This is a genomic window from Allobosea sp. (assembly GCF_035944895.1).
GTDB lineage: Bacteria > Pseudomonadota > Alphaproteobacteria > Rhizobiales > Beijerinckiaceae > Allobosea.
This window is the reverse complement of sequence record NZ_DASZAT010000010.1, coordinates 1289387-1303234: the sequence shown is the minus strand read 5'-3', so window position 1 is coordinate 1303234 and position 13848 is coordinate 1289387. Positions and strand designations below refer to the sequence as shown.

Here is a 13848-nt window from a genome sequence, read left to right as displayed (position 1 = left end):
AATCTTCGAAACTCACGCCGGCTTGCGCTTTGCCGCGCGCTTATGCGCCTGCAAGGCGGCAAGGCGGCTGTCGCGCCAGTCGCTGAGGCGCTTGACGCGGCCGGCTTCCTGCGCGCCGCGCCACTCGCGCATCACTTCGGCGACCGTCTCCGGCTTGAACGGGTTGCCGAGCCCCTCGGAGGATTTGACCATGCGGTCGAGCGACTCGGAATAGCGCGAACAGTAGTCGGGGATCCCGCCCGGCGCATTGAGTTCGATCGTCTCGAACGGCCCCATGAAGGACCAGCGCAGACCAAGCCCGTCGCGGATGGTCTTGTCGACGTCCTCGGCGCTGGCGACGCCCTCGCCGACGAGGCGGAAGGCCTCGGCCAGCAGCACGGCCTGCAGCCGGTTGAGCACGAAGCCGGGCTTTTCCTTGCGCAGCATGATCGCGACCTGGCCGGCCTGCTCGTAGATGCGCTTGGCCTTGGCGACGATCTTGGGATCGGTCCAGGGCGCCGGGGCGAGTTCGACGATCGGGACCAGATGCGGCGGGTTGACCGGATGGGCGACGAGGCAGCGGGCGCGGCCCTTCAGCTCTTCCGAGAAAGTCGAGGCCATGATGAACGAGGTCGAGGAGGCCAGGATCGCCGAGGCCGGCGCGAGCGCGTCCATCTGCGCGAAGAGCTCGCGCTTGGCCTCGACCATCTCTGGTCCATTCTCCTGGACCAGCGCGACGCCCTTCAGCGCATCGGCGAGATCCTTGGCGACACGGATGCGGGCGAGCGAGCCCGCGGGATCATCGACCAGGCCGTGGCCGGCGAGTTCCCGGAGGTTCTTGCCGATATGGACGCGGGCGGCCTTGGCGGCCTCCGGCTTCACATCGTGCAGCGCGACCTCGAAGCCATGGCTGGCGAAGACGGTGGCCCAGGCGCGGCCGATCAGGCCCGAGCCGACGATGGCGATCTTGGTCATGCGATCCTGTCCATGGCAGTCGAAGAAGAAAGCTCGTTCACAGCCACAGCACCTGCCGCCGCAGCGCAAGATCCTGGCTGAGGGCGCGGGATGGGCCGATATGGGTGACCTGGCCGCGTTCGAGCACGACGGTGCGGTCGGAGAGTGCCAGTGCCAGGTCGAGATGGTGGTCGACGATGACGATGGCGATCTCCTTGCGGAGCTTGTCGAAGGCCTCGAACAACTCCTCGACCACGGCCGGCGCCAGGCCCTCGAAGGGCTCGTCGAGCAGGAGCACCTTGGTGTCACCGGAGAGGGCGCGAGCCACGGCGACCATCTGCTGCTCGCCACCGGAGAGATAGTCGGCCGGCGACTGCCAGCGCTCGCGAATGCGCGGGAAGAAGGAGAAGATCTTCTCGTCCTTCCAGTGGGTGCCGTTGCCGGTGCGGCGGCGCAGGCGCCCGAGCTCCATATTGTCCTTGACGCTCATGCCGGCGAAGAGGCCGCGCCCCTGCGGGACATAGGCGATGCCGGCGCGGGCGATCTGCGCCGGCGGCAGGCGGGCGATGTCGTCGCCGGCAAGGCTGATCGAACCGGAAGCAGGCGGGGCGATGCCGGTGATGGTCTTGAGCAAGGTCGACTTGCCGGCGCCGTTGCGGCCGAGCAAGGCGACGATCTCGTTCTCGTGCACGCCGAAGCTGACATCACGCAGGATGTGGCTCTTGCCGTAGAAGGTGTCGACCTTGTCGAGGCCGAGCAGCACCTTGTCGCCGGCGGCGCTCTCGCGCGGCTTCTCGGCCAGCGCATGGGCGCCAGAGCCGATATAGACCTCCTGCACCTTGGGCGAGGAGCGGGCGTCCTCGACCGTGCCGTCGACCAGCACCGAGCCCTCGTTCATCACCGTGACATGGTCGGCGATGGCGAAGACGCGGTCGATGTCGTGCTCGACCAGCAGCACCGGCAGATCGGTCGAGATCGACTTGATCAGGTTGCCGACGCGCTCGCGCTCGGCCGCGGCGAGGCCGGCGAGCGGCTCGTCGAGCAGGAGCACGCGTGGGCTGGTGGCGAGGGCAAGCGACATGTCGAGCAGGCGCTGGCCGCCATAGCTGAGCGAGCCGGCCTCCGCCTGTTCGATGCCGGAGAGGCCCATGGTCGAGATGACCTGGCGGGTCTCGTCATTGACCTGATCGAGGCCGCCGGCTGCCTGCCAAAGCCCGAAGCGCTCCGGCGCCCGCGCCTGCACGGCGAGGCGGACATTCTCGGCGACGGAGAGCGCCGGGAAGAGGTTGGTGATCTGGAAGGCGCGGCCGATGCCGGCCCGGGTGATCGCCTCGGGCGAGAGGCCGGCGACATTGCGCTCGCGCAGGCGGACTTCGCCGCGATCGGGCGCGAACATGCCGGAGATCAGGTTGAAGGCGGTGGTCTTGCCGGCGCCGTTCGGGCCGATCAGTGCATGCAGCTTGCGGTCGCGCATGCGCAAGTCGACGTTCTCGACCGCCTTGATGCCGCCGAAGCTTTTGGCGAGCCCGGTCGCGGTCAGGATGGTGCCGTCGCTCGCGTCAGCCGGCTTCATGAAGGCGGGGAGTTCGACCGCGCCGGCCTTGCGGGCCGACATCGCTGCATCCTCGGCCGCCTGCTTGCGGAAAGGCTTCAGCAGGCGCTGGCCGACGCCGACGAGACCATCGGGCGAGAACACGATGAAGGCGACGAAGAGCAGGCCGAACCAGAACAGCCAGTTCTCGGTGACGCTGGAGAGCAGGTCGCGGAAGACGACGAAGAAGAGCGCACCCAGCGCCGGGCCGAGGAAGGAGCGCATGCCGCCGATCACCACCATCGCCAGCAATTCGCCGGAGAAGGCGACCGAGATCGGCTCGGCCGAGGTCATGCGGTTGTTGAAGAGGAGGAGCGTGCCGGCAAGGCCGGTCAGCGCCGCCGAGACGGTAAAGGCGACGAGCTTGTAGCGGGTGGTGGCATAGCCGAGGAAGCGGGCGCGCTGCTCGTTCTCGCGGATGGCGACGAGGACGGTACCGACCGGCGAGCGATGGAAACGCCAGAGCCCGTAGACGACTCCGAAACCGATCGTCGCGACCAGCACATAGAAGGGCAGGGCGATCTCGAAATCGATGCCGGCGAAGAGCGGGCGCTTGATGCCGCCCAGACCATCCTCGCCGCCGGTGACCGAGGTCCAGCGGAAAGCGACCGAATAGATCATGGCGGCGAGCGCCAGCGTCAGCAGCGAGAAATAGACGCCGCGACGGCGCAGGATCAGCGCGCCGAAGGCGAAGGCGATGACGGCGACGAGGGCGACCGCGAGCAGGATCGGCAAGGCGAACTGGCCGGGCAGCCAGTTGCGCTGGATCAGGCCGGCGGCATAGGCGGCAATGCCGAACCAGGCGCCATGGCCGAAGGAGACCAGGCCCGTCGTGCCGACCAGCACGTTGAGCGCCATGCAGGCGATGGCGAAGACGACGACTTCGGTGGCCGAGGTGGTGCCGAGCCCGACCGCGTGCATCAGCGAGGGCAGGATGGCGAGACCGAGGGCGGCGAAGGCGAGCGGGAGATAGTCGCGCTGGGAGCTGGTCATGTCGGCCTCACTCGAAGCGCTGGATGCGCTCGCCGAACAGGCCGCGCGGACGGAAGAGCAGGACGAGCAGCATCATCAGGTAGATCACCGCGGTCGACCATTGCGTCAGGCCAAGGCCGATGGTGATGCCCTTGACCAGGCCGACCATCAGCGCGGCGACGACGACGCCCCAGAAGGAGCCGAGCCCGCCGATGACGACGACGACGAAGGCCGGGGTGATGATCTCCTGGCCCATGGCCGGATGGATCGAGTAGATCGGCGCCAGCAGCACGCCGGCGAGGCCGGCAAGGCCGATGCCGATGCCGGCGACCGTCATCATGTAGGGCTGCAGCGAGATGCCGAGGGCGCCGACCATGTCGGGGTTCTGCACGCCGGCGCGCACGACGCGGCCGAAGGCGGTGCGCTGCAGGAGGAACCAGAGGCCGAGCACGCAAGCCGCGGCGATCAGGATCAGCAAGGCGCGATAGCGCGAATAGATGAAGTCGCCGATGAAGAGCTGGCCGCGCAAGGCCGGCGGGATCGAGAAGGAGAGCGGCGGCGCCCCGAAGATCATGCGCAGCGACTGCTCGGCGACCATGGCGAGGCCGAAGGTCAGGAGCAGCGAGAGGATCGGGTCGGAGCGATAGAAGCGCTGGAAGAGTCCGCGCTCGATGACGATGCCGATCAGCGCGACCAGCACGGGCGAGGCGATGATGGCGCCGCCGAAGCCGATATGCGGTGCCAGCACGATCGTGAGATAGGCGCCGATCGCATAGAAGGCGCCATGCGCCAGATTGACGATGCCGCCGAGCGAGAAGATCAGCGACAGGCCGAGCGCGATCAGGAGGTAATAGACCCCGTCGAGCAGCCCGTTCAGCACCTGCTGGATGAAGAGGGTGAGCAAGGGATGGCCTTTGCAAACGTCTGTCTGACTCGTGAGTCGTCATCCCGGGCGACCGCAGGGAGATCCGGGATCCATTCCTGAAGCGCTCTGGAATGGATCCCGGATCAGCGCCGCTACGCGGCTTGTCCGGGATGACAGGATCGTTTGAGCGAGTAGCTCAGCTCATCTTGCAGACGGCTTCGTCGCCCTGGGTGGCGATCACTTCCATGTCCTCGTTCGGGCCGGGGACCGGCGGCGAGGAGGTGAAGAGGTCCCACTGGTTCTTGACCTGCGCCGCCGGCAAAGCGGTGATGGTGTACATCTCGCTGATCAGCTGGTGGTCGGAGGCGCGGAAATAGCCCTGGCGCGGCTTCATCACGTCGAACTTCGCGCCCTTCTCGAGATGCTCGAGGATCTTGGCGGTGTCGGTCGACTTCAGCTCGTTCATCGACTGGGCCATGACCTTGACGCCGACATAGTCGCCCCAGGCCTGGTTCTCCGGCGGCTTGCCGTATTTCTTGGTGAAGGCGGCGACGAAGGCCTTGGTCGAGGGCGTGTCGATCAGGTGATGCCAGACGCAGGGCCAGATGCCGCCGAAATTGTCCTTGCCGGCGGCCCAGGCGAGGGCGGTGTCGAAGCCGAAGCCGGCGACCGGGAAGGTCAGGCCGAATTCGGAATACTGCTTGAGGAAATTGGTGATCTGGTTGCCGGCGAGGTTGGAGATGACGAGGTCGGGCTTGGCCGCCCTGATCTCCAGCAGCAGCGCCGAGAAGTCGGTCGCGTCGGTCGGCACCAGCTTGTCGGCGGCGAACTGGCCGCCATTTGCCTCCATGAAGCGCTTGGCGACCTTGCTGAGGTCATGGCCGAAGGCGTAGTCGGCGGTGAGCGAGAACCACTTCTTGCCCTTGACCAGCCCCTGCGCCAGCAGCGAACGGCCGGCGCTCTTCACATACATCGAGTTCTGATGCTCGACATGGAACATGTAACGGTTGCAGCTCTCGCCGCGCAGGGCATCGGAATTGCCGCCGGTGTTGAGGAAGAGCGTCTTGTTGCGGGCTGCGACCTGCGAGATCGTCAGGCAGGAGGCCGACGAGATCTCGCCGATGATACAGGCGACCTTGTCGCGCTCGATCATGCGCTCGGCCTTGGTCGAGGCGGTCTGCGGATTGACCGAGTCCTCCTTGAGCAATTCGAGCTTGCGGCCGTTGATGCCGCCGGCGGCGTTGATCTCCTCGGCGGCGAGATCGGCGGCCATGACGCCGTATTCGCCGAGCGGGCCGAGAAAGCCGGTGCGCGGCGTCAGGTGGCCGAAGCGGATCGCTTCGGACGTCTGTGCGAGAATGACCGCCGGGCTGGCGACGAGGCCCGTGGCCGCCGCGCCGAGCCCGACGAGCGTCTGACGACGCGAGAGGCCCTTGATCCTTGACTGCTCTGACATTCCGTTCCTCCCAGAACTGCACCGCGCTCTTCGGCGTCGGATTGTGTCGATCGTCGTTCTTCACTCTGCGGTCTCGGACCGCTTGTCGTGATCTGTGATCACAGTTAGGTTGGCAGACATGGTTGCCCGAGTCCAGCCCTCTGTTGCGCCGCAATCGCGGCCTGCCTCCCCAGGAGCGGGGAAGCCGGGAGAGGTGTCGGCGCTCGACGAGGTCGGCTCGCTCCAGCATGAGACGCTGGGCGAGCGAGTCACCGGCGAGCTTCGGGCGCTGCTGATCGCGGGGCGGCTGGCGCCGGGCGAGAAGCTGTCGCTGCGCCGCGTCGCCGAGGCGCTCGGCGTCTCGATGATGCCGGTGCGCGAGGCGGTGAGTCGGCTCGCCGCCGACAAGGCTCTGGAGGTCCTGCCGGGGCGGGCGGTGCGGGTGCCAGTGCTGACGCTGGCGCAGTTCCGCGAGCTCACCCGGATCAGGCTTGTGGTCGAGGGCTTCGCCGCCGAGGAGGCGACGAAGGTGATCACCGACGCGCAGATCGCCGTGGTCGCCCGGCACGAGGCGGCATTTCTGGCCGCCGCAAAGGACCCGCCGGACCCGGCTGCCGCGGTCGGCGCCAATCGTGACCTGCATTTTGCGCTCTACGAAGCCGCCGGGATGCCCTCGCTGATCGAGATGATCTCCCGGCTCTGGCTCAAGGCCGGGCCGATCCTCAATCTCGACATGCGGCACGAGCCGCGCCGGCTCGACGGCGGCAGTGCCGTCGTGGCGCATGCGCAGTTGCTGGCGGCGTTGCGGCGGCGCGATCCGGCAGCAGCGCGGCAGGCGCTGGTCGAGGACATCAGTGCCGCGGCCGAGCATATCGAACGGACGGCGCGGCTGGCGGAATAGCCGGCCGACCGAAGAACGCAGGAAAAAGGGACGGAAACGATGGATCTGACGATCAAGGGATTGCGCGTGCTGGTGACGGCGGGCGCCAATGGCATCGGCCGAGCGACGGCGCGCGCCTTCGCTGCCGAGGGCGCCAGGGTCCATATCTGCGATGTCGACGAGAAGGCGCTGGCCGAGATGGCCGAGAGCGATCCGGCGATCACGCGTTCGGTCTGCGACGTCTCCGACCGCAGGGCGGTGGCAAGGCTGTTCGAGGAGGCGCTGGCGGCGCTGGGCGGCCTCGATTGCCTCGTCAATAATGCCGGCATCGCCGGGCCGACCGGCCGCGTGGACGAGATCGCGCCGGAGGACTGGGACAGCTGCGTCGCCATCGATCTCACCGGCCAGTTCAACTGCACCCGGCTCGCCGTCGAGCACCTGAAGCAGTCGAAGAACGCCTCGATCGTCAATCTTTCCAGCCAGGCCGGCAAGCACGGCTTTCCGCTGCGCTCGCCCTATGCGGCGGCGAAATGGGGCGTGATCGGCTTCACCAAGGCGCTCTCGGCCGAGCTCGGCGAGTTCGGGATCCGCGCCAACGCGATCTGCCCGGGCCTGGTCGACGGGCCGCGCATCCAGAGCGTGATCGCCAACAAGGCGCGCTCGCTCAACGTCTCGCATGACGAGATGACCAACCGGCTCTTCGCCGGCGTCTCGATCAAGCAGTTCGTCGACCCCAAGGACATCGCCAAGCAGATCGTCTTCCTGGCCTCGCCCTTCGCCAAGACGATCTCCGGGCAGGAAATCTCGGTCTGCGGCGATACCAGGATGCTGAGCTGAGGGTTGCGGGGCCGTCTTTCCGGCTTGATCGCCCCGGCACGGGGATAGATTCGCAATCGATCCCCGCTGCTTTCGGAGCCCGCATAATCGGCTGGCATGGCGCGCCTCCCGCGTGCCGCTCCGATCCAGCGAGGTTCCATGAGCGATACGCCGCGTCTTGGCCTGCCCCTGCTCGCCGCCGGGCAGGCGCAGAAACACGTCACCCATAACGATGCGCTGATGCGGCTCGATGCGCTGGTGCATCTCGTCGTCGCCAGTCGGACGCAGACCGTCCCGCCGGTTTCGCCTGGCGAGACCGCCGCCTATATCGTGCCGGCGGGGGGAACAGGCGTCTTCGCCGGGCACCAGGACGATCTTGCGATCTTCGAGGACGACGCCTGGAGCTTCCTCGACCCGCGCTCCGGCTGGCAGGCCTGGGTGAGCGACGAGGCCGAGCACCATGTCTGGACCGGCACGCAATGGCGCCGCTCGCAACCGGTGAGCAGCCTTGGTGCTGCGCTGTGGGGCGTGAATGCGACCGCCGACACGACGAACCGGCTCTCGGTCTCCGCCGACGCGACCCTGTTCACTCACGCGGGCACCGACCATCGCCTCAAGCTCAACAAGGCGAGCGCGGCTCGTACGGCGAGCCTGCTCTTCCAGCAAAACTGGTCCGGCCGGGCGGAGATCGGGCTTGCTGGCGACGATCAGCTCCGGATCAAGGTCAGCCCGGACGGGGCGGGCTGGACCGAGGCGCTCGTCATCGACCGGACGAGCGGGCTGGTCACGCTTCCAGCCAGCAACTGGGCCCGCGAGACGCCGCGGCCGAATCTGCTCGTCAACGGCGACTGGCAGATCAATCAGCGCGGCTTTGCCGGCGGCGCATTGGCCGCGGGAACATTCGGCTACGACCGCTGGAAGGCGCATACCGGCGGCGCCAGCCTCAGCCGCAGCGGCTTCGACCTGACGCTGACCTCGGGCGCGATCCGGCAGATCGTCGAGCCGGCACTCTGGGGTGTGGGGTCCTTCGCATCCACGCCGCTATGTCTGTCGGTCGAGGATCTCAGCGGCGGCAACCTCGACGTGACGGTCGGCAGCGTCTCCGGAACGATCTCCGCGGGAAGCGGCCGCCGCTTCGTCGCATTGACGCCGGCCGCCGGCGACACCGGGAACCTGACGGTTCAGCTCGCGCCGGCGGCGGGGGCAGCGACCTTCCGCGCGATCAAGCTTGAAACCGGCACGGTGCCGAGCGCCTGGCTGGCACGCAGCCAGACGCAGGAACGGCAGCTCTGCGAGCGCTACTACTGGCGGCCGGGTGTTTCCTGGTTGATCGATGTCTATCAGGCGAGCAGCGCATACTCGCAGCAGGTCCTGACGTTCCCGACCGCGATGCGGGCTGTGCCGACGGCTAGCTATACCGTCGCTGGCGAAGCCAACATTCTCGGCGGCGAGCGCTCGATCTCCCCAAGCTCCAATGCCGGCGCATTGGCGACGATCCGCGTTTCGGCGCTTGGCCGCGCCTATGCCATTTTCAATGACATCGCCTTCAACGCCGAGCTTTGAGCCGTCCTCGCCGGCAGGGCGCCATCAGGCTTTGAAGACGTTGTCCGCCCTGATGCCGGCCCGTGTGCAGACATTGCGCGTGTCGACAACCAACTTCGAGCCAGCGACGATCGCCGCATAGTCGACGTCGTCATGGTCGGTGGCGATGAGCACGGCGTCGAAAGCGGCGAGCGAGGCAGCGTCGACCGGCACGCTCCTGCGGCCTGCGAGCGTCGGGTGCTCGCGGGTCGGCGGAAGCAGCGGGACATGGGGGTCGTGGAAGGCGGTGCGGGCGCCGCGCTTCTCGATCAATTCGATCAGCTTGAGCGAGGGGCTCTCGCGGGTGTCCTCGACATTCTTCTTGTAGGCCAGGCCGAGGATCAGGATCGAGGCGTCGCTCAGGTTCTTGCGGCCGTGGATGTCGAGCAGGGTCGCGAGGCGATCGACGACCAGATAGGGCATGCGGGTGTTGATCTCGCCGGCGAGCTCGATGAAGCGGGTGGCGACATCGTATTCGCGCGCCTTCCAGGTCAGGTAGAACGGGTCGATCGGGACACAGTGGCCGCCGAGACCGGGGCCGGGGTAGAACGGCATGAAGCCGAACGGCTTGGTCTTGGCCGCCTCGATCACCTCCCAGATGTCGATGCCCATCGCCGAGTAGACCGTCTTGAGCTCGTTGACGAGGGCGATGTTGACGGCGCGGAAGATGTTCTCGGTCAGCTTGACCGCCTCCGCGGTGGCAGTCGAGGAGACCGGCACGGTCCTGACGACGAGTGCTCCGTAGAGCGCCAGCGCCATCGCCTGCGCGTCGGTGCCGTCGCCGCCGACGACCTTCGGGATGGTGGAGGTGCCGAAGTCCGGGTTGCCGGGGTCCTCGCGCTCTGGCGAAAAGGCGAGGAAGAAGTCCTCGCCGCTCTTCAGCCCGCTCGCCTTCTCCAGGATCGGGCGCATGATCTCGTCGGTCGTGCCGGGATAGGTGGTCGATTCCAGCACGACGAGCTGGCCGCGGCGCAGGCGCCGGCCGATCGCCTCCGTCGTCCTGACGACATAGGACAGATCTGGCTCGCGATACCTGGTCAGCGGCGTCGGCACGGCGATCAGCAGTGCGTCCGGCTCGCCCAGACGGTCGAAATCCGCGGTCGCGACGAAGCGGTCGGCGGCTACGGCCTGCGCGATCGGCTCCATCGGGATGTGCTTGATCGCGCTGCGGCCGGCATTGATGTCGTCGACGCGCCTAGCATCGATATCGAAGCCGACGACGCGAAAACCCTGCCGCAGGGTCGCTAGCGCGAGCGGAATGCCGACATAGCCGAGGCCGATGATTCCGACGACGAGCGAACGGTCGTTGACGCGTTCAATGAACTGCTGGGCTGCTGGCGACGTCACGGTGCATCCTGAAATTGCGGCGGCATCGGCCAGCGGCCCGTTTCTCGGTCGAGCTTTTTCCAGAGTTGCCAAACTGCGTCAACATCCGCCGAGGCCTTCGTGATGCGGTCTGGCCCCATGTGCATCCGTTGTGGCAGGTGTTTGCCCGGTTTCGGCGTTAGTCTTTGAAAATGCTCTTGAAATGCCGGCTGATCGCGCCAGCGTCGACGGCGACGCCACGGTTCCGCTCGATCAGGAAGGCAGGGTGCCAGTACCAGTCGTCGAAGCCGACGTTGAGGCGGTCGTAGCCGGCCTCGGCCAGCAACATTCGCATCTCTTCGCGCCGAGGCTCGACGAAATTGTGCTCGATGGTGAAGAGCGCGATGCGGTGGCGGGCGAAGTCGATCGTGCGCAGAATCTCCAGTTCCGATCCTTCAGTGTCGAGCGAGACATAGTCGAAGCCGGTTTCGGCGAAGTCTGCCATCTCGGCGATCGCGGCGAAGCTGATCGTTTCGACCTGGATCAGCCCATGCGTCGCGGCGGCGCGAGCACGGTCGTCGGCATAGCGGTCATTGCCCGCGAATTCAGCCAGCGTCCCGATCTCCTGGGAGGGGATGAAGGACAGGATCTGGCCAGTCTCGCGATAGACCGCCCGCTCCAGGCAGATCGCGCTGCGGTTCTGGTTCAAGCGAGCGAAGAGGGCGGGGTTCGGCTCGACGCAGACACCCTGCCAGCCATGCTCGCTTTCGAGGAAGTAGCTGTTGCTGTGCAGGACGCCGTCGAACGCCCCGATCTCGGCAAACCGGCCGTCGCGTCGGCCATTGCACATGGCGAAGACCCAGCGCTCCTGCTCGATCTGCGAATTGGTCGGCATCTCATAGGCGATTGCGGGGTCGAAACGCACTTGTTCATTCGATCCCGTCGTCGTCATCGTTCCCGCCGTCAGATTGCCGGCGGTACGGTAGTCGGTGCCCGATGCCGGCGCCAGATGCGCTGCCCGGACGGAATCAGGCTGCTATCAGCGGCGGGGAGGGTGGCATCTCGCGCAGGAAGCGGTAGCGGCCATGCTGCTTGATGGCGGCGAGGTCATGCGAGACGAGGCCCTCCGGCCTGATGATCTCGACGCCGACATCATCGCCATCGAAGTCGAGCACAGCAAAGCCGCAGCGCGCGTCACCGTCGAGCCCGTGGCTACCGGAGAAGGCGAGCGAGGGCACCCAGAGATGGCGCAGGCCGTCGATCATGCGATCGCGATGCGCGTGCAGGTGGCCGCTGACGATCAGCCGGATATCGGCCTTGCAGAGGCGCTGTATCAGCTCGCCGCGCGGAGCAGGGCAAAGGCAGGCGGGGCTCGGTAGCGCCTCGTCCGGGCTTTCGACGAAGAGCGGCTTGTGCAGCACGAGCGCGACGCGGTCGCCCTTGCTCTCTGTCAGCATGGCGTCGAGCCAGTCGTTTTGTTCGGCTTCGCGGGCAAGCCCGGAGCCGAAGAGCTGCGCATTGACGCCGAGCAGGGTCCAGCTGTCGAGCTGGAAGCGCCAGCGGTCGACGCCGATCGCATTGTCCCAACGGGCGAGGCGGGGCTCGTCGACGATCTGGTTCGGATCCTGGCCTGGTGGTTCATCGCCGATGTCGTGATTGCCGGGGAGCGGCAGCACGATGCCCGGCAGCGCGGTCAGTGCCTTGGCGGCGAATTCCATTTCGGCGTCGCTGTCGGGCCCGTCGATGCAGAGGTCGCCATTGACGATGGTGCAGGCCGCCTCGATCCGGGCGGCTGCGTCGCAGGCGAGCTGCCAGTTCGGCCAGAAGAAGCCGTGGGTCGGGGAGAGATGCGGGTCAGAGAGGATGATGACGCGGGTCATGCGAAGCTCAGATTGAAGGGGCGGAAATCCATGTAGTAGAGCGGGTAGTGGTTCCACCTGACATCGCGGCGCTTCGCGTAGTATTCCCGCACCTGATAGAGTGTCAGCGCTGGCGCCTCCGCCTCGTATTCGTCCATCAGCGCCAGCCAGAGCCGCTTGCGCTCGGCCGGGTCGGTCGCGAGCTTGAGCTCGTCGCTGATGGCGTTGAACTTCGCCGGCTGCCAGAAGCCACTCTTCTGGGTCGAGTAGTCCTTCGACAGATTGACCATCAGCCCGCCGCCAAGCGGATCGGGAAAGCGGAACGAGACCGAAATCGGCCTGACATCCGCGCCGGGACGAATCACCTGGGCAACGTTCTCGACGGTTTCGAGACGGCTCCTGACGCCGACCGCTTCCCACATCTGCTGGACCACCTGCACGGCAAGGTCCATCTGCAGGTAGTAGCCCGGCGCGATCCGGATCACGACCTCCTCGCCTTTGTAACCGCCCTCCTTAAGCAGCTTGCGCGCGAGGTCGGGGTCATAGGCATGGCCGCGGCGACCGGCGTCGTAATAGTCGCCGAAGGCGGGCGTCTGCAGTGCCGCCATGCGCTGGAACTGCGGCCCCCAGAGCGACTTGCCGAGCGTCTCCATGTCAACGGCGTGGTTGAGCCCGCGCCGGACGCGTGCATCCCTGACCACCGGATTGCGGGTGTCGTAATAGAGGATATGGGCGAGATCGAGCACGATCTCGACGCCTTCCAGCGTCGGGCTGCCCCTGAAGGTCTCGGCCTGCTCGGGGAGCAGGTTGGTAACGAGGTCGAAATCGCCCGCATGCAGGCCGGCGAGGCGGGTCGAGGCCTCGGGCACCGCGATGAGGATGATCTGCCGTGCGGCAGGGCGGCCCATCCAGTAGTCGTCATGGCTTTCGAGCACGAGGCGCTGGTTGCGCTGAAATGAGCCGATGCGATAGGGGCCGCTGCCGACCGGTTTCAGACGCATGCCGGCGAGGCCCTGCTCCTTGTAGAACTTCGCCGAATGGATCCAACCGCCATAGGAAGCCAGGCGCTGCGGCATCGCCACGTCGGGGGTCGCGGTCCTGAACAGGACCGTATCGCGCCCTTCCGCCTCCACCGCGGTCAGATGGCCGAAATTGACGCGGCCCTCATGGTGCTGGACCTCCTTGCCGTACATGCGCTCGGGCGAGAAGGTCGAGAGAACGTCCTCGGCCGAGAGCACGCTGCCGTCATGCATGCGCACGCCGTCGCGCAGTTTGGCCTCCCAGGTCAGCAGATCGCGCTGCCGCAGCGAGGTCGCAAGATGCGGCAGCAAATGCTGGCCGCCTTGGGCGGCTTCGCGATTGAAGTCGCGGCGCCAGAGCGTGTCGAAGACATTATAGGTCGGCCGCAACCCGACATTCGAGATCGCCTCGAACGGCTCCAGCGTCGGCGGCAACGCCTGCACGGCGACGCGTAGCACCGGCCGCGTATCGGCCTGCGCCCGCGCCAATCCGGGCAGGAAAGCGGGTGCGGCGAGGCCGGCGGCGAGAAGGTTGCGGCGGGTGACCATGGCGGCTCCATTGGGAGCCGCGAAGCTGGTCGTCCGCGGTTAC

Annotated in this window: 11 protein-coding genes; 3 read left to right on the top strand and 8 right to left on the bottom strand. The window is 66.8% G+C overall.

Annotated elements, in window-relative coordinates:
- Positions 1 to 12 precede the first annotated feature (12 nt).
- The 4 genes from VGV58_RS21865 to VGV58_RS21850 all read right to left on the bottom strand — a co-directional run bounded on the left by VGV58_RS21865 (position 13) and on the right by VGV58_RS21850 (position 5817).
- Positions 13 to 954 carry a 3-hydroxyacyl-CoA dehydrogenase gene (locus VGV58_RS21865; protein WP_326876125.1) on the bottom strand — a complete coding sequence of 314 codons (942 nt, stop codon included), beginning with the start codon at positions 952 to 954 and terminating at the stop codon, positions 13 to 15.
- 37 nt (positions 955 to 991) lie between these two features.
- Positions 992 to 3517: a branched-chain amino acid ABC transporter ATP-binding protein/permease gene (locus VGV58_RS21860; protein WP_326876124.1), complete on the bottom strand. Its 2526-nt coding sequence runs from the start codon at positions 3515 to 3517 to the stop codon at positions 992 to 994.
- Between the two features lie 7 nt (positions 3518 to 3524).
- Positions 3525 to 4400: a branched-chain amino acid ABC transporter permease gene (locus tag VGV58_RS21855; RefSeq protein ID WP_092156502.1), complete on the bottom strand. Its 876-nt coding sequence runs from the start codon at positions 4398 to 4400 to the stop codon at positions 3525 to 3527.
- Between the two features lie 157 nt (positions 4401 to 4557).
- On the bottom strand, positions 4558 to 5817 hold the full coding sequence (locus VGV58_RS21850) for an ABC transporter substrate-binding protein (protein ID WP_326876123.1): 1260 nt from the start codon (positions 5815 to 5817) through the stop codon (positions 4558 to 4560).
- 193 nt (positions 5818 to 6010) lie between these two features.
- Here VGV58_RS21850 and VGV58_RS21845 point away from each other — a divergent pair, with 193 nt between their 5' ends.
- The 3 genes from VGV58_RS21845 (at position 6011) to VGV58_RS21835 (ending at position 9055) form a co-directional block, all read left to right on the top strand.
- The gene (locus tag VGV58_RS21845; RefSeq protein ID WP_326876122.1) at positions 6011 to 6697 is read left to right on the top strand and encodes a GntR family transcriptional regulator; all 687 of its coding nucleotides are present in this window, start codon (positions 6011 to 6013) and stop codon (positions 6695 to 6697) included.
- Between the two features lie 39 nt (positions 6698 to 6736).
- Positions 6737 to 7513, top strand: coding sequence for an SDR family oxidoreductase (locus VGV58_RS21840; protein ID WP_326876121.1), 777 nt, complete (start codon positions 6737 to 6739; stop codon positions 7511 to 7513).
- A gap of 138 nt (positions 7514 to 7651) precedes the next feature.
- On the top strand, positions 7652 to 9055 hold the full coding sequence (locus VGV58_RS21835) for a DUF2793 domain-containing protein (protein ID WP_326876120.1): 1404 nt from the start codon (positions 7652 to 7654) through the stop codon (positions 9053 to 9055).
- Between the two features lie 24 nt (positions 9056 to 9079).
- Here VGV58_RS21835 and VGV58_RS21830 read toward each other — a convergent pair whose 3' ends face one another.
- From VGV58_RS21830 to VGV58_RS21815, 4 genes are all read right to left on the bottom strand, one after another.
- A complete protein-coding gene (locus VGV58_RS21830; protein ID WP_326876119.1) occupies positions 9080 to 10420 on the bottom strand; it encodes a nucleotide sugar dehydrogenase in 1341 nt (446 codons plus the stop codon).
- Between the two features lie 157 nt (positions 10421 to 10577).
- A complete protein-coding gene (locus VGV58_RS21825; RefSeq protein WP_326876118.1) occupies positions 10578 to 11330 on the bottom strand; it encodes an FkbM family methyltransferase in 753 nt (250 codons plus the stop codon).
- A gap of 76 nt (positions 11331 to 11406) precedes the next feature.
- Positions 11407 to 12258 (bottom strand): metallophosphoesterase family protein, encoded by an 852-nt coding sequence (locus VGV58_RS21820; RefSeq protein WP_326876117.1) that lies wholly within the window; start codon positions 12256 to 12258, stop codon positions 11407 to 11409.
- Positions 12255 to 13805, bottom strand: a complete 1551-nt coding sequence (locus VGV58_RS21815; protein ID WP_326876116.1) for an ABC transporter substrate-binding protein — start codon at positions 13803 to 13805, stop codon at positions 12255 to 12257. The genes VGV58_RS21820 and VGV58_RS21815 overlap by 4 nt, the downstream gene beginning before the upstream one ends.
- Positions 13806 to 13848: the final 43 nt, after the last annotated feature.